The 21,230-nt window shown below is 41.0% G+C and carries 15 protein-coding genes; 7 read left to right on the top strand and 8 right to left on the bottom strand.

Features of this window, described 5'->3' with window-relative positions; all coding sequences use genetic code 11:
• The first annotated feature begins 454 nt into the window (after positions 1-454).
• Both sppA and ansA read left to right on the top strand, forming a co-directional pair.
• Positions 455-2,317 carry a signal peptide peptidase SppA gene (sppA, locus tag QNK26_RS03080; protein WP_319220796.1) on the top strand — a complete coding sequence of 621 codons (1,863 nt, stop codon included), beginning with the start codon at positions 455-457 and terminating at the stop codon, positions 2,315-2,317.
• Between the two features lie 190 nt (positions 2,318-2,507).
• Positions 2,508-3,518, top strand: a complete 1,011-nt coding sequence (gene ansA, locus QNK26_RS03085) for an asparaginase (RefSeq protein WP_319220797.1) — start codon at positions 2,508-2,510, stop codon at positions 3,516-3,518.
• A 147-nt stretch (positions 3,519-3,665) separates the two neighbouring features.
• On the opposite strand, the gene punC is transcribed toward ansA, so the two are convergent.
• Positions 3,666-4,904: a purine nucleoside transporter PunC gene (gene punC / locus QNK26_RS03090; protein WP_319220798.1), complete on the bottom strand. Its 1,239-nt coding sequence runs from the start codon at positions 4,902-4,904 to the stop codon at positions 3,666-3,668.
• A 105-nt stretch (positions 4,905-5,009) separates the two neighbouring features.
• Between punC and punR the strand changes: the two genes are divergently transcribed.
• The 3 genes from punR to QNK26_RS03105 all read left to right on the top strand — a co-directional run bounded on the left by punR (position 5,010) and on the right by QNK26_RS03105 (position 9,873).
• Positions 5,010-5,912, top strand: a complete 903-nt coding sequence (punR, locus tag QNK26_RS03095; RefSeq protein ID WP_319220799.1) for a DNA-binding transcriptional activator PunR — start codon at positions 5,010-5,012, stop codon at positions 5,910-5,912.
• A gap of 72 nt (positions 5,913-5,984) precedes the next feature.
• Positions 5,985-9,149 (top strand): DUF748 domain-containing protein, encoded by a 3,165-nt coding sequence (locus tag QNK26_RS03100; RefSeq protein WP_319220800.1) that lies wholly within the window; start codon positions 5,985-5,987, stop codon positions 9,147-9,149.
• 397 nt (positions 9,150-9,546) lie between these two features.
• Positions 9,547-9,873 (top strand): hypothetical protein, encoded by a 327-nt coding sequence (locus QNK26_RS03105; RefSeq protein WP_319220801.1) that lies wholly within the window; start codon positions 9,547-9,549, stop codon positions 9,871-9,873.
• A gap of 38 nt (positions 9,874-9,911) precedes the next feature.
• On the opposite strand, the gene pepT is transcribed toward QNK26_RS03105, so the two are convergent.
• The gene (gene pepT, locus QNK26_RS03110; protein ID WP_319220802.1) at positions 9,912-11,138 is read right to left on the bottom strand and encodes a peptidase T; all 1,227 of its coding nucleotides are present in this window, start codon (positions 11,136-11,138) and stop codon (positions 9,912-9,914) included.
• A gap of 770 nt (positions 11,139-11,908) precedes the next feature.
• Here pepT and purT point away from each other — a divergent pair.
• Positions 11,909-13,090, top strand: a complete 1,182-nt coding sequence (gene purT, locus QNK26_RS03115; RefSeq protein WP_319220803.1) for a formate-dependent phosphoribosylglycinamide formyltransferase — start codon at positions 11,909-11,911, stop codon at positions 13,088-13,090.
• Positions 13,091-13,188: 98 nt separating this feature from the next.
• Here the strand turns inward: purT and QNK26_RS03120 are convergent, their stop codons facing one another.
• From QNK26_RS03120 to QNK26_RS03130, 3 genes are all read right to left on the bottom strand, one after another.
• A complete protein-coding gene (locus tag QNK26_RS03120; RefSeq protein ID WP_319220804.1) occupies positions 13,189-14,388 on the bottom strand; it encodes a NupC/NupG family nucleoside CNT transporter in 1,200 nt (399 codons plus the stop codon).
• 217 nt (positions 14,389-14,605) lie between these two features.
• Positions 14,606-15,544 (bottom strand): LysR family transcriptional regulator, encoded by a 939-nt coding sequence (locus QNK26_RS03125; protein ID WP_319220805.1) that lies wholly within the window; start codon positions 15,542-15,544, stop codon positions 14,606-14,608.
• Between the two features lie 153 nt (positions 15,545-15,697).
• The gene (locus tag QNK26_RS03130) at positions 15,698-15,832 is read right to left on the bottom strand and encodes a hypothetical protein (RefSeq protein WP_319220806.1); all 135 of its coding nucleotides are present in this window, start codon (positions 15,830-15,832) and stop codon (positions 15,698-15,700) included.
• A 143-nt stretch (positions 15,833-15,975) separates the two neighbouring features.
• Here QNK26_RS03130 and QNK26_RS03135 point away from each other — a divergent pair, with 143 nt between their 5' ends.
• Complete coding sequence (locus QNK26_RS03135) at positions 15,976-17,661, top strand: AMP-binding protein (RefSeq protein WP_319220807.1); 1,686 nt, start codon at positions 15,976-15,978, stop codon at positions 17,659-17,661.
• Positions 17,662-17,744: 83 nt separating this feature from the next.
• Here the strand turns inward: QNK26_RS03135 and QNK26_RS03140 are convergent, their stop codons facing one another.
• The 3 genes from QNK26_RS03140 to QNK26_RS03150 form a co-directional block, all read right to left on the bottom strand.
• Positions 17,745-19,073: an esterase/lipase family protein gene (locus tag QNK26_RS03140; protein ID WP_319220808.1), complete on the bottom strand. Its 1,329-nt coding sequence runs from the start codon at positions 19,071-19,073 to the stop codon at positions 17,745-17,747.
• A 110-nt stretch (positions 19,074-19,183) separates the two neighbouring features.
• The gene (locus QNK26_RS03145) at positions 19,184-20,389 is read right to left on the bottom strand and encodes a GGDEF domain-containing protein (protein ID WP_319220809.1); all 1,206 of its coding nucleotides are present in this window, start codon (positions 20,387-20,389) and stop codon (positions 19,184-19,186) included.
• 195 nt (positions 20,390-20,584) lie between these two features.
• Positions 20,585-20,959: an STAS/SEC14 domain-containing protein gene (locus tag QNK26_RS03150; protein WP_319220810.1), complete on the bottom strand. Its 375-nt coding sequence runs from the start codon at positions 20,957-20,959 to the stop codon at positions 20,585-20,587.
• Between the last annotated feature and the right edge of the window lie 271 nt (positions 20,960-21,230).

The following is a 21,230-nucleotide window of genomic DNA, read 5'->3' on the forward strand; positions in this document are numbered from 1 at the left end:
ATGCATCGAGCCCATTAAGACTCTATTTTTCAATGTTGTAAAACCAAGATCTAACGGTGCTAACATATTCGGATAATTGCTTGCAGACATAACTCCACTCCCAGTGGTTACACAATTGCTACTGATTTGCTACTTATTTGATGTACAGTTGTTATCTATTTATAATTTAGAGTAATTAATTTAATCGTTCATTTCAAACGCTATTTTAATCAATACAGCGTACAAGTGTAGCCATAAATTAATGATTCCTTTCAATTTCAATCATTAACAATACATTTAGTCATGTTTAAACTAAGCTAAACACAGCATTATTTATGATTTATGAGAACTAGATCCGCTATAGCCTGTCATAGTTCTGCATTCTAAGTGCTTTAATCTAAACTAGATTTATGGCTTAATATACGAAACAACATCCATAACAGTCTAATCCTGTTGGGTTTACTAGGAATATACAATGAGAAAATTATTCTCAATACTCGGATTCATTCTTTCTAAAATAGGTAGTACGATTACGTTCACCCGTAATTTGATATTAAACCTATTTTTCATCTCTCTTATTGCAATCATTTTTCTTGCTTTACAACAACAGCAAGAAAAACCCGTTACCTATGCAGATAATACCGCCTTGGTACTCAATCTGAATGGTGTTTTGGTTGATCAACCAAAACTAGTGGATCCATTCGACCAAGTTATGGGCGAAATTATTGATTCAAAAAATGTCGTGAACGAAATTGCGATTTCAGATGTTGTAAGCGTTATTCGTAACGCCAAAACAGACAATAGCATTAGCGCCTTGATCTTAGACCTTGCACAACTTAAACCAGCAAGTTTGACTAAACTAACCGACATTGCCGATGCATTAGCTGAGTTTAAAAAAACCAATAAACCTATATATGCTTATGGCGATTATTTTAGCCAAGAGCAATATTTCCTTGCTTCATTTGCCGATGAAATTCTATTAAACCCAGCTGGCGGTGTGTTATTACAAGGTTACGGTAGTTACACGCTTTACTTTAAAGATGCGATCGATAAGTTAAATCTGTCATCTCATGTATTCCGTGTTGGTACTTACAAATCCTTTGTCGAACCCTTTACTCGCAACGGTATGTCAGCGCAAAGTAAAGAAGCCAAGTTAAACTGGTTAAATCAACTTTGGTCTAACTACACCGCGACTGTCGCAAGTAACCGCGCAATTAATGCCAAAGATGTAGCGCCTAAAGCGGATGAATTTATTCAAAAGCTACAAGCAGTAAATGGTAATATTGCCCAATATGCTTTACAGCAAAAGCTGGTTGATAAATTATTAACCCGTGAGCAAATGTCTCGCTACCTTGCTAAAAAGCTGCACAGTGAATCGGACCAATATGAGAAAGTTGAATTTTTAGATTATCTTGCTCTGCAACCAACGGAATTTGAAGAACAAGGTTTCGCCAACAAACCAGGGGTTGGCATTATATTTGCCAATGGTCAGATTTTAGATGGCAACCAGCCTCCAGGCACTATTGGGGGGAAATCGCTGAGCAAATTACTACTGCAAGCTAAAGATGATAAACAGATTAAAGCTTTAGTCTTGCGTATCGACAGTCCCGGTGGCAGCGCATTTGCGTCAGAACAAATCCGTACCGCGTTATTAGAAGTGAAACAAGCAGGTAAGCCTGTCATTGTATCTATGGGTAGTGTGGCGGCATCTGGTGGTTATTGGATAGCTTCTGCTGCCGATGAAATCTGGGCGAAACCAACAACCATAACCGGTTCAATCGGTATCTTTGGCATGTTTGCAACCACAGAGAAACTACTCGCTAAATTGGGAATATACAGTGATGGCGTTGGTACCACGGATTACACTGGCCTATCAGTTAATCGCGAGTTGCCTGAGCATATGGCGAAAATCATTCAGATGACCGTTGAAAATGGCTACAGTAACTTCTTAAATGTGGTTGCTGAAGGCCGAGATATGACAACCGCACAAGTGAATGATATTGCGCAAGGCCGAGTTTGGACTGGCAGCGATGCGTTACGTTTAGGCTTAGTTGATAACCTCGGTAACCTAGACGATGCAATTGCCTCTGCAAGCGAGAAAGCCAATCTAGCCGACGCGTCATTGATTTTAATTCAAACTCCACGCAGTGAACGTGATAGATTCGTCTCGATGTTTACCCAATCAATCGCCACTCAGGTATTAACGCAACTCAACATCAGCCCTGATGGTCATGTTGCAACTTGGTTAGCGACAATCAGTCAGCAAGCAGCACAACTTAACAACTATTCGGATCCGCAGGGTCTGTATGTGCAATGTTTAGTGTGCGAAATTAAGTAATAAGCGAAATTAACTGACGCCAGTCAGTTACCCCATTGAGCGGTAAGTCAGTCCATTTACCGCTCAATTTAAATTTCAGCCTTAATTACCCTATTTTATTGCAGCTTTATTAAGCAATTTAGTATCAAGCTATTCCATTAATTGATTTGAGCACTATAATCCCCCTTAAAAACGCACAGGGAATTTATTAATGGCTAAGAAATCAATCTACATTGCATATACTGGTGGCACAATCGGAATGCAACATTCAGAGCACGGTTATGTACCGATGGAAGGGTTCATGACAGATTGCTTAGCGCGTCTACCTGAATTTCACCGCGAAGAAATGCCTGATTTCACACTTCATGAATATTCGCCGTTAATCGACTCTTCTAATATGTCTCCGTCTGATTGGCAACAAATTGCAGAAGATATCCAAACCAATTATGACAAATATGATGGTTTTGTGATCTTACATGGTACCGACACCATGGCATATACTGCATCAGCATTAGCATTTATGTTAGAAGGCTTGGGTAAACCAGTTATCGTTACAGGTTCACAAATTCCACTGGCCGAGATCCGCTCTGACGGACAAAGTAACTTACTTAACTCACTTTATCTTGCTGCGAACTACCCTGTTCACGAAGTCTGCTTATTCTTTAATAACCAATTATTACGTGGCAACAGAACAACTAAAGTACATGCGGATGGTTTTAGCGCTTTTGATACGCCAAACTGCGAAACTTTATTAAAAGTCGGTATTAACATCGAAGTCTTGCTGGGTGACGTAAAACCAATTGAAGAAAATACCCTTACCGTTAGCAATATCACCCCACAACCGATTGCGATCGTGACGCTTTACCCAGGTATTTCCACTGAAGTGATTGGGAACATTCTCTTACAACCAGTAAAAGCACTTATCCTATTAAGTTACGGTGTAGGCAATGCGCCGCAAAATGAAGATATTTTAAATGCCCTTGAAGCAGCGAATAAACGCGGTATCGTGGTTGTGAACCTTACGCAGTGTATTAAAGGCAAAGTGAATATGGGCGGTTATGCAACAGGCGATGCGTTAGCACAAGTGGGGGTTATCTCAGGTTTTGATATGACCACTGAAGCAGCACTGACTAAACTACATTATCTCATCAGTAAAGAGTTACCAAGCGAAGAAATCAAAGTGTTAATGCAAAAGAACCTTCGTGGTGAACTAAGCCACTAAGCACTAACTAAACACTAATTTAAATACTGCAGATATAGAAAAGGGGAAAGACAGTCATTGTCTTTCCCCTTTTTCATACACTAAATTTAGTATTGCAGAACAACATGCATCAACAAGATCATTGATGCCGTCTTCATTCTTCTAGACTTATGCGTTAGCCACTGCGGCTTGACTTTCTACGTCAACAACTTGCTTGTGTTTAGCTAGAGTATAACCAACCATAATCACAATGCCTTGGAATAACATAACAGCGGTCACCGTATAAAGACCGTGTTCAGAGAATGTCGATACAATACTACTCGCCAAGAAACAAAACATCGTCTGTAAGAAGTTAAGTAGACCCGCCGCTGTTGCACTACAGTTTTTAAAATCAGCCAACGCCGCATTAATCACTAATGGATAAATTGCCCCATTCGCGACAGCCAAGAAACAAAACGGGATCAGGATAGGCCAAATGGTTGTCGGTGGTGTGGTAAATGCAATCACAAACATAATAACAACGGTTGCGATGAATAAGCTAATTAACCAAGGCAGTAACTGCTTGGCACTAAAGCGAGTTAACAGACTACGACAACCATAACCACCCACAAGAAAAGCGACTGTCTGTGGTAAATAACTCAGACCAATATCAGCTCCCGAGTAACCCATCGCAGTCATAATGAATGGTGAGCCAGTTAAATAGGCAAAGAACGCAGCAGAGCATGCCGCAAATATTAACATGTTACCCATGAATATTTTTGATTTAATAATTTGTTTATAATCACGCGCTAATTGCGATGACATTTTTTCTTGTTTTTTATCCAGTGGCGCACTTTCTTGTTGGCTAGTTGTAGCAAACATTAGTCCCAGACCAATCACCACCAATACCATAAAAATACTGCGCCATCCGAAATACTCTTCCAAACCCGCACCCAGTAATGGCGCTAACGCTGGAGACAATGCAACTAATGGCATAATCGTCGCAAAAATACGCTCTGACGCTTTACCTTGATAACGATCGATAACCACCGCTTGCCAAATAACCGTACCACTACACGCACCTAAAGCCTGACCAAATCGAGCTAATAAAAACACCTCAATACTGCTAGATACTGAAACGACAGCTGTTGATATAACAAAAATAGTCATACCGACAAACAGCATTTTCTTGCGGCCGATACGATCAGACAATGGTCCATAGACTAATTGACCAAGTGCCATACCTAATAAAAAGATACTCAGTGACAAACTAATCAACGTTTGCGTTGTGCCAAATTCAGAGCGAATTGTTTCAAATGCAGGTAAATACATATCAGTAGCGAGAAAGCCCAGCATACTTAATCCAGAAAACCAGATCATAGTGCTCATTGAGGCTTTATTGTTGTTATTACTTTGAATATTGTTCATTGGTTAGACTACATATACTTAATGATGATGTGGGTAGTTTAATACTGGCAATCCAGTTTGAGAAACGCTAATATTTCACCATTGCTTTCAAAAAATTTGATGTGTATGTTTTCTCAACAAGATCTGCAAGTTATCGACGCTGTTGCACGACGTGGCAGTTTCACCGCAGCGGCAGATGAACTCTGTAAAGTACCCAGTGCTATTAGCTATACGGTCCGTAACATTGAAAAGCGCTTAGCCGCTGATTTATTTATTCGTCTGCACCGTAAGGTACTGCTCACCCCAGCAGGTGAATACTTTGTTATTGAATCGCGTAAATTGCTTAAGCAAATGGCTCATATGACGTTTCAAACCCAGCGCGTTGCTAATGGTTGGAATCAAAGCGTGTCCCTCGCATTGGATAACGTGGTCCATGAAGGCCGGATCAATACCATGGTTGGTGACTTTTATCATGCCTTTCCGGATGTAGAGCTACTATTGACCATGGAAGTCTATAACGGTGTTTGGGATGCCTTGGTTGATTCTCGTGCCGACATAGCCATTGGGGCGACAGCCACGATCCCAGTGAGTGGTGGATTTGATTACCGCGGTATGGGGGAACTCAAATGGACATTTGTGATCAGCCCTAATCACCCATTGGCGCATGCCCCCCAACCAATAAGTAACGAAGCGCTGGCGAAATACCCTGTTATTTGTTTAGAAGATACCGCTCGAAAACTGCCCAAGCGCACCACATGGCTACTGGATAACCAACGCCGCTTGGTTGTTCCTAACTGGCATAGCGCAACACAACTACTCAAAGGCGGTTTAGGCATTGCCATCATGCCTGCACACATGGCAAATAAATTATTAATGACAGGTGAGTTAATAGAAAGAGAAATTATCACCAGTCTACCGGTCAGTGACTGTTGCCTAGCTTGGAATACCAAACGCATGAGCCCGGCGGTTGAATGGTTACTAGACTATTTGGGCGATAGTGAACAACTACATCAACAATGGTTAGAATAATAACTGTTATGCTTGCCATTGATATTCTATAATTAAGTCTATTAATTGTATTTAAAAGGATTTATATTTCCAATGGCAACTCGAATTTCAAATTTACGTCAACGCTTCGCGCGTGCACCGCGCTATCAACGCCTCTGCAGTTATGTGCTCATTGCCTATTTAGTCTATGCCATGTTATTAGGCCTACTTGTGCCTTACCTATTTAAAAACATCGCACCTAAAAAAGCCAGCGCCTTAGTAAATCGGCCAGTGTTGCTTCAAGATGTATCCATTAATCCTTTTACCCTCAAATTTGAAATTAAAGGTTTTGAGATCCAGACTCATGCCCAACAAGAGTTCATCAGCCTTGGCCGTGTAACATTGCAAGCCAATCTCTGGAAAAGCTTGTTCAATGGCAGCATCAATCTTGAAACAGTAGAGATCGATGAAGCCGTTGTTAATATAGAAAGACTAGATCAAGTCCGATACAGCTTTTCCGATATCCCAGAATACATGGAAGAACAAGCAAAGCGCTTTGTAGCACTAGAGGCCATCGCAGAAGAAACAGATGAAGGCAGCGACTTGCCGCATATGCAAATTGCTAATATCAGCATATCGAATACTGCGTTCAACTTTAAAGATCAGCCAACTGGCACTGAACTAGACTACCCAGCAATCAATTTTGCCCTAACACAATTCAACAGCCTAGCGATGTTGAAGAATAAAAACTCGGCCAACGCCTCAGAGCCGAGTTACAACAGTTATGATTTAAATATTGAAGGTGCAGATGAAAGTGCAGTAGCAACAACAGGTCGATTCCAGTTAACGCCATTAGAAGCACAAGGTGACCTTGCACTTAAACACATTAAACTATCGACTTTCTGGCCATTTATTGCAAACGAAATCAGTGCGCAGTTAGAATCTGGCGTTGTTAATGTAGCAACCAATTACCGCTTTATTAGCGATACAACTCCAGATGAAGCTACCACTACGCCACAATTATTGACTGACGCGGGTGAATTTTCGTTACGTTCACTGACATTTACCGCTGCAGATCACGAGCTTATTAACTTGCCCTTGTTAACTGCGGCTGGCATAGCGCTAGATTTGCAAGAGCAAGAAGTGGGAATAGATAATATCAGTACCGACGGTATGCAACTCCATGCCAGCGTTAATACCGGCGAAGTCGATTTAGCCGCGTTATTTACGCCAAAATCACTGCTTAACACGCAGCCACCTAGTGTCGTTGCCACTGAAACTGAAACGGCAACCCCAGAAAACGATACAGTTGTAGAGTCGGTAGTTGATGTAATCGAGACAGTATCTGAAATAGAGGTTGAAACCGTCGTAGAACAAGTCGCCGCTATTGAAGCCAGATCTGACGCACGAGTATGGGTACTTAACCTTGGGGAATTTAATTTAACCAATTATGATATCAACATCATCGAATCGTGGATAACTAAAGCAACAAAATGGCGTATCTCACCACTGAACTTCAGCACCAAGGCGGTATCGAGTAGCTATGATAAGCCTATCGATTATGAACTTTCGCTAAGTATTAATGATAACGGCAGTTTTTCGTCACAGGGCAGCGTAGATATTAAACAGCAATCTCTAGATGCTCACATCAGCCTAGAGAAACTGAATTTGATTCAATTTCAGCCTTATATTAGCTCTTACCTGAATATCATCATGAAAAGTGGCTATTTCACCACCAAAGGCGACCTTTATGCAGACAGTAAAGGTACTGCCCGTTTCAAGGGTGAAGTTCAACTTGAAAAACTAGCTATTAATGACAAGAAACTTAATAAACCACTGCTTAAGTGGCAAGATTTTACCATCAATAGCCTTGCTCTCGATCAACAGGCAAATAGTTTACTCATCGACCACATCAAATTTACCCAACCTTATGCACAAGTTATCGTGGCAGAAGACAAAAGTTCCAACGTATCTGACTTAGTTATAGCGCAGCAGTCCGCTGATAACACCACCGCGGCAGTGGCTACAACAGCAGAAACAACCCCAGCGCCAGTAACTGAAAACCCAATGCTGATCGAAGTAAACAAAATAAGCCTAATAGAAGGTAAAGTTGATTATACCGATAACGTATTAAAACCAAATTTTGATGCCACGGTAACTAAATTGAACGGTCACGTGGGTAAAATATCATCAACCACCACCAAGACCGCTGAACTTAATATCACCGGTATCGTTAATAAGTATGCCCCCATCACATTACAGGGAACGGTGAATCCACTCATCCCAGAGCCTTTTGTCGATATTGAATTTGTCTTTAATAACTTTGAATTACCATCAATGACCCCCTACTCTGGCACCTATGCTGGTTTAGATATTGATGAAGGTCAGTTATCTCTCGCTCTTAAATACAAGCTAGAGAACAATCAGCTAGAGGGCAGTAACCATATCTTTATTGACCAACTAGATATGAATGATACCGCAGACAGTGATGCTGGTAGTATGTTACCTATCACACTTGCTATTCCGTTACTCAAAGATAGCAGCGGCGCGATTGATTTAGGTGTTAACGTATCCGGTAATATTGATGACCCAAGTTTTAATGTCGGAGAACTGGTATTAAAATCATTAAGCAACATTATTCTTAAAGCGGCTACCTCGCCATTTACATTATTGGCAAGTCTTGTTGATACAACCGCAGACCTAGATAAAGTAAGTTTCGCAAATGGCTCCGCAATACTTACTGAAGCAGAGCAAACCAAACTAGACTCATTAGCGGAAGCATTAACACAGCGTCCAGAAATCAAGCTGAACATAAAAGGCAGTTATGATGCAAACGAGGATAAACAATCGCTGCAAAATCTGGTAGTAAATAACAAACTTAGTCAATCAACAGGCCGCGTCATAAAACCCGGAACGGACGTAACTGACCTTGCAGCAGCGATGAGTTCGGATATGACCAATGCACTCGTTGACTTATATGAGTTAGAAACCAAAGGTAAAGCGGATGCGTTACGTATTGCTATTGCAGCGCAACAACCCGCATTAGCTAAACCAGAATTGGAACAAGTGTGGCTGACTAGTTTATATACTGAAACGAGTAAGCTGCAAACGGTCACCGACAAGCAGTTAAGACGATTGGCAAAATCACGTGCTAACGCCATTAAAACCCACTTACGTGACGTAAGTAAGGTCGAATCTGGGCGTATATTTGTATTAAGCCATCAAACCAATGTACCTTCAGAAAGTACTCAAACGACACTAAAGCTTGTTGTTAAGTGATTATTAGACAAGGTTTAAAGTCATAATAAAAATATGACCCGAATTCAATTTTCTATTCCGTTTAGAAAATATAACTATGAGTTCGGGTCTTGTTTGTTTTTCTATTTCCCTTGCCTAGCCAATTTATCTCTCGTTTTCTATCCATATTGCCTATCTAGATCAATTCTCATTCCATAGCAAAAGCTTAGTTAATATATCTATATTTTCAACAGCGCCCCAGATTTTGTATCTTAAAATAGACTTTAAACCACATAAATATACAAAACCAAGATCATGGATTATGCTTAAATAAGTTTGAATAAAAATAACACCCATTAGCATATCAAGCTGTATACCATCTTACTGATGAATAAACTTCAGAGGCTGTAATTGGGAGGTACTATGCTGGGAGGTAACTATGCTGGAAGGTAATTTCATTACGCTAAAATCAGAATTATTAATCAGACATCTTCAGCAATTTACGAGCAATAAACTCAGTTACAAAGTGCTTACAGATTATATTTGGGAAATACTCAATGACTGGCAACGTTTAAACGTCGTAGATAACAAAATAGTAAGTCAGCGAGAACAAGTGTTCTGGTACTTGGTTTTTGAGCTGCAAATTCAAGATGAAATAACCCTGTTATATGATACAGAGCTAAATTCTAAGTTAGAACATTGCATACTCTTTCTGCAAGGCCAGCTTGATATGCCTGACGACTGTATCGGCGTCAGGCCCAATTAGCCCCATAATCACGGCAATAACCCGCGGAACAGCGATATTTACGCGTATTTCTGCGCCGTTAATGCCGCAAGCCTAACAATCACCTTGACTGATTTTTCCATTCCTTCCACGGTAATGAATTCATGGATACCATGGAAATTATAACCACCGGTGAATATGTTTGGACATGGCAGTCCCATAAATGACAACCTCGCGCCATCAGTACCGCCACGAATCGGTTTAATATCCGGCTGTACATCGCACTCAATCATTGCTTGTTTTGCGATGTCGATAATATGTGCATGCGGCTCAACCATTTCACGCATATTGTTATAGCTGTCGCTTATTGCCAATTCAACCCGCTCACAACCAAGCTCAATATTAAATTCTTTGACTTTTTGCTGCATAAACGCTTTGCGCTGCGCTAATCCCGTTTGCTCAAAGTCTCGAATAATATAATTTAATGTCGTTTTAGCAACGCTGGTTTGCATTGAGTTAAGATGATAAAAACCCTCATAACCCTCTGTGCGTTCAGGTGTTTCATTTGCTGGCATCAGCGCTTGAAATTGAGCGGCAATGCCCATGCTATTAACCATTTTGCCTTTTGCCGAACCAGGGTGCACGTTAACACCATGACAAACCACATTTGCTGCGCTGGCATTAAAATTTTCAAACTCTAATTCGCCAACAGGCCCACCATCAATGGTATACGCCCACTGTGCGTTAAAACTAGCAACGTCAAACAAGTCAGCACCACGCCCAATCTCTTCATCGGGTGTAAAGCCAATACAAATATCGCCATGCTTAATATCAGGATTAGCTTTAAGATAGCTAATCGCCGTTATAATTTCAGCAATGCCGGCTTTATTGTCCGCACCTAATAAGGTTGAACCATCAGTGGTAATAAGCGTATCACCGTGCAATTGATTTAGTTCTGGGTACATAGCAGGCGATAGCACTTCACCATGGCCTAAACTAATATCACCACCTTGATAGTTTTTAATAATTTGTGGCTTAACATCCTTGCCCGATGCATCTGGTGCGGTATCCATATGCGCAATAAATCCGATAGCTGGAATTGATGTGCTAGTATTACTTGGTAGTCTTGCTGTTAAGTAACCATTATCATCAAGCTTTACATCATCTAATTGTAATGCGGTTAACTCTTGCTGTAATTGCAGTGCCAATATACCTTGCCCTTTGGTACTTGGACAGCAGCCTAGGGTATGATCGGACTGTGTATCAAAGCTAACATAACGTAAAAAGCGTTCAACCAATGTAGTCATAATAAAACCTTTATAAAGTAAGCGTTTATGATATGGGGCTATTATGCATAATTTTATATGATGATACGTTGTTCTTAATCATAAATAGGTTTTACATTTGGACAATTAGGATTTACAAGCATAAGGAGCTACTCTCAACCAACCTTAACGAAGAGGTTTAAAATGCGGTATACAAGTTTTCAATGGCAAATTTTATTTCGTTACTGTCTTTTATTTATTTTTTTCTCGGTGTTTTCCACCTCAATATTATTGCTTAGTTTTACTCATGATTGGCGAAATATATTTGATCTAAAAATACAAATTTCGGCGATTAAACTTGCACTTATCGCTGTGATTTATGTCGCTTTCCCCTATTTAATTCTGCGTTTTATGTATTACTTCTACCAACTCGTTGCGCATGGTAGGAAAGCAGGTATCTCATTATTTTGCTATCAAACCCTATTTAACCCCATCAATTTTTTATTCCGCCCCAGTTTGCTCACCCAAGATGGCCTAACAAGTCGCCGTCGGTGCATTGTGTCACTCTTGCTACTTATTTGTTTATACGGATCTATTTTTGCAGTGAGTGCAGAACTGGCCTAACAAAGTAAACGCACCCTTTTAGAGATTACACACTATTTATTACTTAAAACTTCCATTTTCAACATGACCGCTATATCATATTGCGCAATAGCTTAGTTAAAATTAACTATAGTACTTAAAAGACAACAAGTTAGTGAATTATCATTTGTTTAACCACCAAATTTATAATCAATTAATAGGGAACTGTTATGTTAGGTACTGCCAACAGCAAAAGCGCAACACGTGTATTACTATTAGGCTCAGGTGAACTGGGTAAAGAAGTCGCGATTGAGTTTCAACGCTTAGGTGTCGAAGTCATTGCAGTGGATCGTTATGACAACGCACCAGCAATGCAAATTGCACATCGTAGCCATACGATTAACATGTTAGATGGCGCTGCATTAAGACGCGTTATTGAACTTGAACAACCCCACTATGTTATCCCTGAAATCGAAGCTATTGCGACAGATACCCTGCTTGAACTAGAGCAAGAAGGTGTCAACATCGTGCCTACTGCACGCGCAACCAAGCTCACCATGGATCGCGAAGGTATTCGATTACTTGCCGCTGAAACCCTGCAACTACCGACTTCACCTTATATCTTCACCGATAATAAAACAGAATATCTCGCTGCAGTCGCAGAAATTGGTATTCCGTGCGTGATCAAGCCAGTGATGAGTTCATCAGGTAAAGGTCAAAGTATTATTCGTGATGAAGATGACATTGAGCAAGCTTGGCAATACGCGCAAGAAGGCGGCCGCGCAGGTGCTGGTCGCATCATTATTGAAGGTTTTGTAAAGTTTGATTTCGAGATTACCCTACTGACTATTAATGCTGTAGACGGCATCCATTTCTGCGATCCTATCGGCCATCGCCAGCAAGATGGTGACTACCGTGAATCATGGCAACCACAAGTAATGTGTGATGAAGTACTGGCCAAAGCCCAGCAAATATCGGCGGCTGTAGTCAAAGAATTAGGCGGTTATGGTCTATTCGGTGTCGAACTCTTCATTCGTGGTAATGAAGTATTCTTTAGTGAAGTTTCACCGCGTCCACATGACACTGGCATGGTGACATTAATTTCACAAGACTTGTCTGAATTTGCCTTGCATGTGCGTGCAGTATTAGGTTTACCTATCACCAAAATAGAACAGTATGGTCCGTCGGCCTCTGCGGTTATTCTAGCAGAAGGACATTCGACTAATATTGGTTTTAGCCAATTAGCACCAGCTTTAGCGTCAGTAGCTGGAAGCCAAATCCGTCTATTCGGCAAGCCTGAAATTGCAGGTCAGCGTCGCTTAGGAGTGGCACTGGCGCGTGGTATTAACACCATTGATGCGATTGATAAAGCCAAGAAAGTAGCGAACACTGTTGAAGTCACATTTGATTAAACACCTTTGCTAACAGGCTAAACCGCTAAATAAAATGTAAACGTAAAAAGGCTAACAGATTAATCTGTTAGCCTTTTTTAGTATCTAATAAGGTTGTTTTATAAGCTTAAAATCACACCGGCAATTGCGGCACTCATCAAGTTAGCTAGCACACCGGCGAAAATAGCGCGGAAACCATGCTTAGCGATGAATTGACGACGCTCTGGGATCATGCTGCCTAAACCACCAATTAAGATAGCCATAGTACTGATGTTAGCAAAACCACATAACGCAAAGGTAATAATCGCTTGAGAATGTTCACTTAACTGATCTTTAACTTCCATCAACTGAATGAAGGCAACAAATTCATTGACGACAATCTTATTACCAATTAAAGAACCAGCAACAATCGCTTCATTCCATGGCACACCAATAATCCAAGCTACCGGAGCAAAAACATAACCTAAAATAACTTCAAAACTGAGCGTCACATCAAACCAATTACCAATGCCGCCTAGCATACCGTTAAGTAACGCTATCACACCAACAAAGGCTAGTAACGTCGCGCCAATAGCTGTTGCAATGCTTAAACCAGCCATTGCGCCGTCAGCTAACGCTTCGACAACGTTTGTTGCACGCGGTAATTCAACTTTGGTGATTTCATCAGCAACAATTTCATCTTTCGACGGTGGGAACAACAATTTCGCCATTAACAAACCAGCAGGTGCCGACATAAATGACGCAGCAACTAAAAACTTAATTTCAACACCAATCATGGCGTAACCCACTAAGGTGCCACCAGCAACCGAAGCAAGACCACAAGTCATCACTGCAAAGAACTGTGAATCGCTCATGCCTTTCAAATACGGCTTAACCACTAGCGGTGCTTCAACCATACCCACGAAGATGTTTGCTGTTGCCGATAAAGACTCTGCACGGCCCGTACCTAATAATTTTTGCAAGCCACCACCAACAACATTAATCACCTTAGGCATAATACCCAAGTGATAAAGTGCTGAAATAAGCGCCGAGAAAAACACAATAATACCCAAAACGTTAATGGCAAATACAAAAGTGCCGTCCACTAAACTGCCAAATAAGAACGAGATACCTTCCTGACCATAATCAATTACGCTTGATACCCCAGCGCTAAAGCCATTTAAAGCATCTTTGCCCGCTGGAAAATATAACACTAAAAATGCAAAACAAATTTGCAATAGGAATGCTAACGAGACAGTTCTTAAGGGAATATTTCTGCGATCTTTAGAAAAAAGATACGCAGTGAATAGGATCACTATTATGCCTAAAATAGATATCATGGAACAAACCTGTGTAATGATGAAAACAATAAAGGCGCATATTGTAATCGGTGCTGTTTTTTCATCAAGTTCAGTAAGTTAACTGCATGTTACAAAGCAATAAGGCCGGATCGTAGATGGTTGTAATCTGTTGTTTTATAAAAGTTATACGCAATTATCAATGTCATTATTTCCATATGGAAAAGATATTTCCACATGGAAAGATAAGTTATCAATATCAGATTTTAATTTGTGCTTTTAATTGGCGGTCCCAGTATGAAGGTTGACCAATATATTCTTTAAAAAACGTAATTGCAGCAGTGATCTTTTTCGGTAAGTGTTTACGGGTCGGATAAACAGCATAAAATTGCATCACCTGACTCGCCCGCCACTCTGGTAATAACTGTATTAACTTACCCGTCTTAAATTCATCAGTTAATAAGTATGTCGCTAAATAGGCAATGCCCCAACCAGAGATTGCCGCATCACGAATGGCTTCGGCTAAATCGACACGGTAATTACCATTGACGTTAACGCATAACTCTTCAGAGGCCTGTTTAAATGGCCACAGGGCATAATTACGCTCACGGCTTTGATAGATTAAACAGTTATGATGTTCAAGGTCTAACGGGTGTTTAGGCGCAGCATGGTGCATTAAATATTCCGGCGATGCCGCCACCACAAACCGTGTCGTCGCTAAACGTTGCGCGACATAACCTTCTGATATATCTTCAATGTTAGTTAACCATAAGTCGAAACCTTCATCGATCATATTGGCTTTATAATCAAACAAACTGACTTCAACCTGCAGCTCGGGATGTAGTTTACGAAACTGCTCAATCGCTGGAATAATATGGAGCGTGCCAAATGATTGCGAAATACCGAGGCGTAAAACCCCCGACACTCCGTCTTGCAAATTAGTCATCATCACATCTGCATCTTGGACATGGCTGACAACCTCAGCGCAGTAGCTGGCAAACTGCTTACCCGCCTCTGTAAGGGTAAAACTTCGCGTAGAACGCTGCACAAGTTTGACATTCAAGTCGGCTTCTAAGCATTTTAGTTGTTTACTGACGTGAGAAACAGACACAGCTAAACTGAGCGCGGCCGAGGTAAAATTACCTGTTTGCACTAGACTGTGAAAGAGTACCATTTGGCTGGCGCGATCTTGTATCAAATGAAAAGTACCTAGTTACGTCCAATCCATGTGACTACGCAATAAAGAAGAATAAACATTAAATTTATGTATTAGCTGCATTCAGTGTATACAAAAATCAATAGTCTATAAAGTAGTAAGTGTTATAAGCACCACCACTTATTTATGTCCGGCTTATGGCTTCGCTTTATGATTAACAATTGCACGCATATAACTGCGGATATTGGCATTACCGGCAAGTGCGCAACTACACAACATCGCAACCAGGGTAATTTTGCGCTGACAGTTAAACGAAGTCTTACTAGACATAACATTCCTTTGTAAAAAACAACAAAACCTATTAAAACATGGGTATAAGTGATGTGAGTTGATGTTCCGATGATTATTATCAACTATTATATACGCCAATTATAAGATAATATGCTAGACATCACCCTACAGAGAATTTTAACATGGAAAAGATTTGGTTAAAAAAATACCCTAGCGATGTACCAGAGTTCATTGATATATCACAATATGAAAGCATTTTAGATATTGTCGAACAAAGTTGTGAGAAGCACGCTGACTCAATCGCGTTTTTAAACATGGGTGCGACACTCACCTTCCGCCAACTTGAAGCGCAAAGTCGTGCTTTTGCGGCTTATTTACAACACGATCTAAAGATGCAACCCGGTGATCGTTGCGCAATTATGATGCCCAATTTATTACAGTATCCGATTGCGCTATTTGGGATACTTCGAGCAGGGCTTATTGCCGTCAATGTAAATCCGCTTTATACCCAACGAGAATTACAGCATCAACTGAGCGATTCAGGCGCAAAGATGATTGTAGCCATTAGCAACTTTGGCGCCAACCTCGAAAAAGTATTACCGCAAACCAGTATTGAACATGTGATCATGACTAATATCGGCGATCTATTACCACAACCTAAACGTACCTTAGTTAACTTCGCCATTAAATACGTGAAAAAAATGATCCCCGATTTTCATATTGCCCATGCGATCTCAATACGCAAGGCATTATCGGCAGGCCGCAAGTTATCTTATGACCGTCCACAATGTAAACCTGAAGACATTGCTTACCTGCAATATACCGGTGGTACAACCGGTGTCGCCAAAGGGGCAATGCTAACCCATCGCAATATTGTCGCTAACGTATTACAAGTTTACGGACAATTCTCGCCGCGGACCTTATTGTCAGAAGATCATGTAGTGACCCCGTTACCGCTTTATCATATCTTTGCTAACTCAGTAAGTCTGATGTTTATTATGATGATCGGGGGGCGTAATTTATTAATCACCAACCCAAGAGATATGGATAGCTTCGTCAAAGAACTAAAAGACTACCCTTTCACTATCTTTTTCGGTTTAAACACCTTGTTTAGCGGTATGTTAAAAAATGAAAAATTCCGCGCATTAGATTTCAGCCACGCTCGCTTTACCATCGCGGGCGGTATGTCGACTCAAGAAGACATCGCCAAAGAATGGCAAAAAGTCACAGGTATGCCCGTTGTAGAAGGTTATGGATTAACAGAATGTTCACCCGTTGTGTGCAGTGGTATCCACACTCAGCAACAATACACTGCAGGTATTGGCGTGCCACTACCCTCAACTGAAATGCGTGTTATTAATGATGAAAAACAAGCATTAGGCATAGATGAAGTAGGTGAATTACAAGTCCGCGGTCCACAGGTGATGAGCGGATATTGGCAACAAGCACAAGCAACCGCTGAATCAATTGATGCTGACGGCTGGTTCTCGACGGGTGATATGGCGCGTATGGATAAAGATGGTTGCTTCTTTATCGTTGATCGCAAGAAAGATATGATGTTAGTTTCTGGCTTTAATGTTTACTCTGTCGAAATTGAAGAAATACTGCTATTACATCCCGACATTGAAGAAGCCGCCGCAATCGGTATTCCACATCACGTCACAGGCGAAGAAATCAAAGTATTCGTCTGCAGTAGCAATAAAGCCCTAACGCGCAAGGATATACAAACTCACTGTCGTCGTTATTTAACCGCTTATAAAGTGCCACGCAATATCGAATTTCGCGATACGCTTCCAAAGAGTCCGGTAGGCAAAGTGCTTAAACGTGAGCTTATAACACCTGCACCAGAAGATCACAGCAAAGACTAGCATGATTAGCTAAAACAGCTGGAAAGCACTACTGCTAATGCGGTAGTGCTTGCTGCAGTGTTACCGTGATGATGACCCGTCAGTTAAAAACCATCGAGAATTTCATTTAACTTATCGAGAAAAATGGGCTGCTTAAGAATTTCAGCATGCTGAGCTTCAAAGCCATGAATTTGACTCGCTTCCCGCTGTAGTGACTGTGACAACTGGCTATTGAGTGGCACAACACCATCGCCATCTTCCCCAGGCAGATAAGAAAACACCAAATGGTACGGTATTGAATCTGGCCAAGCCCAACTATGCACACGTTTTACGTACGCACTGTCTCGCGCAACATCGACCCAAGCCTGGATCACGATAGGTGAATTTTTGACACCGCTTGCAGCACTTTCCATGCCATATAACGGGCTATTAATCGTCACCATAAATTTTAAAGCATACGGTGATTCAGATAACTGCTGCTTCATCACATAAGAGCGAATCATCAAGCCACCCATGCTATGAGCTATTATCCCCAGTTGTTTAAACTGGTATTTATGAGACAACTGTTGCAGCGCCTCCAACATATAATCACTGATTAAATCTAAATTGGCACCACTGGGATAATAAAGTACCCAAGGCTGGTATTTGTGGTGGTCAATACTGGTGACTATCTCGGCAAATTCAGCACTCGTCCCGCCCATACCATGGACTAAAAGCAGTGGTATTTTATTCTTATCATACTCTTGCAACAGCAATAAACCACCGCCCACTTGCTCGACAAAATCAAGCGGCCGCCATAAACCCATAGATGCGACATCACGCCCAAACATAGCATCGTCTAGGGAAACAACACGGCCTATATTTTCGGTATGCTTGCCCAACTGCGCCATAACATCGCTGCGGACTGGTAAAGTAATCGGTCCTTGGATGACTAACAGCGGCACTTCAACTTCTTCATCAGCTTCAATGACCACGCTTGCTGGCTCAATTTCAGTCTGTCCGTAATAGGTTGCCCAGTGACCAGCCAAATACTCACCATCAGCATCGCTATCAATAAAGGTCGCCATACTATAAGTTCCAGGTAATACCGCGAATAAATAGCGTCCGTTTGGCTGCAGTGTATTCTTATCAATCAGTTTGATAACGCCATTGTCACGGCTATACAATTGCACATAAATGGGATCACTTACCTCACCTTGTACAACAACTTCACCGCTAATCATGCCAGTGGAAGCAAGCGCATTTGACTGCCGGTTAATCTCTTGCAAGCTACATGCTGGCAATGTCAGTACAGTCCATATTAACGCTAGCCAGAATAGCAATTGCGGATTTTTGATACACTTTAGTGATAATACATGCGAGAGTGGCCATCTGCGAAACACTGCAACATCGCGTGTAGCTTGGGCTTTTTGCGTCAGAATATCTTGATTCATAAGGATCGCGTCTTAATGGCGTTAACTTTTCAACATCAATAAAACATAGGTAAATCTCCAGCATTTTACCAATATTATGCGGAATTAAGAACGCGGCGAAAAACAGCTGACTATAGTTTGTGAGGCTCTAACGCAAGGGTATTTTCAACCCGATCTCTTCCCTGCTCTTTCGCTTGATAAAGTAAATCATCAACGCGTTTAAACAATTGAGCGATAGGTTCACCTGCAATGTATTGTGTGACCCCGATACTGGCAGTAAATGTGATCTCTTGCTGTTCATCTGTCATCACTGACGATTTACGGATCACATCAGCAATACGTAACCCAACATGAGTTGCTTGATCTAACTCCAAATGTGGCATCACGACCATAAATTCTTCGCCGCCAAAACGAGCGATCACGTCGGGATTTCTTAACTCGTGCTTTAGCAATGAAGATACTTTAACTAAAACTTGATCGCCAACCAGGTGGCCGTAAGTATCATTAACACGTTTAAAAAAGTCTAAATCACACATCATCACACTAAATGATTTTTGCACCCGTTTACTGTTTTTTGATATATCTTCGACTTGGCGCATCAATACTCGACGATTGATCAATCCAGTTAATGAATCGATAGTAGATTCGCGATAAAGTTTCATCAGCATCACCATCTGTCCCAATTGTAGCCATAAGCTAATCCCACCAAACAACACGAACAACCATAGTTTGTCGATAACTGCAGCGTAGTTTCCTGCGTATTGAATATACTCAAGTATTGCTAATGGTAATGAAATGACGCTTAAAAGGGCTACGCCCTCAGCGATAGTCAACGGAAACAGGCCGAGCATTGCAACAATTAAGTACGGTGTCAGGGTAAAGCTCAACGGTATATTTCTATAGGCCATGGTTTGAGTCAACGATAGCTCCGTGGCCGTATAAAATAACACCGGAAATAAAAATGAGAGTGCTAATACCAATCGAGTCATATTAACAGTGCTGACACGTCGAATAAGTTGGTATAACCCAATAAGAGCGCAAGAAAGTATTAAGCGATTAATTAATAATAATTGCGCCTGCACGTTTTCAAAGACAATAAAATCAAGTAGAGATGATACTGGTACGGTAATAGCAAAAAATAAGCAGATTAATTTAAGCCGTTCGACAATATATTGGTTACGCGTTTGAATAAAGTCTTTTGAATGATGATTTGTTGAAACGACGTCTCCAACAGTGCTGTGTCTTGCAAAGAATGACTTATTTGAATTGAGCACTGCTCGTGACTTATTTACATGCTGACGACGATCATAACTTCCTACGTACGATGAGTTGGGCATTACTTCTTCCTTGGTATTACAAAGCAATTATCTGCCGCAATAATAAATCCAATATCAATTTATAGCTTTGATCTATTGCAATAAACGCTGTAGTGCTGCAGTGAACAGCTAGCCAATTACATTGATGATTGGTGATAAACCATCGAATAAGGTGCCGACGGCTCGACACCTGTGCTTATATATTGAGATGATGACCTAGGCGTCATGGCTTGACATTATCCATAACTTTGCCAGCTCAAGCTCACTATATTTGAACGCCTTGATCTCCGCCGATACAAAATGACTTGCTAAGTGTTCGGCCAAAGAGCCAAGCGCAGAGTTTGTAACAAGGGCTATACACTTTATTTTTTTATGATGATCTTTTACAAAAGACAAATGTGAGAGCAGCCCTGCAAAAGATTCCCAGCCAGGAAAGGATTCCGTGGAAATTATTAGCCCGTTTAATTTATCATGCAATTCAATATAAGGGTCAATGGCATTGGTCGCACTTTTGAAATCAGCTTCGGAAAGTTTCTCGTCAGGCGAGAAAATAGCGATTCCATTTTTTTCATCAATTAGAATATTTAGCATACATTTACCTCGGGGTTATTCACCTAGACATAATGGCTCCACGCGGGTTGCTAGCCTCCAACTTCGCGGGTTAGTTTTTAAAACCAGAGCCATAATATATTTATAACAACATATTTATAGAAACTAGCATGAGTAAACATAACATAGTTTTTATTGGCAGGAAGAACAAGGCAAAACCAGTGCTGGAATTCTCGTGCAGTACGGAGTAGATGGCAGACTATTACGTTAATGGCGAACAAAACTGAAATGTTGATGTCTCACACCGCGATGA

The sequence above is a fragment of the Moritella sp. genome (genome assembly GCF_033791185.1).
In the GTDB taxonomy this organism is placed as follows: domain Bacteria; phylum Pseudomonadota; class Gammaproteobacteria; order Enterobacterales; family Moritellaceae; genus Moritella.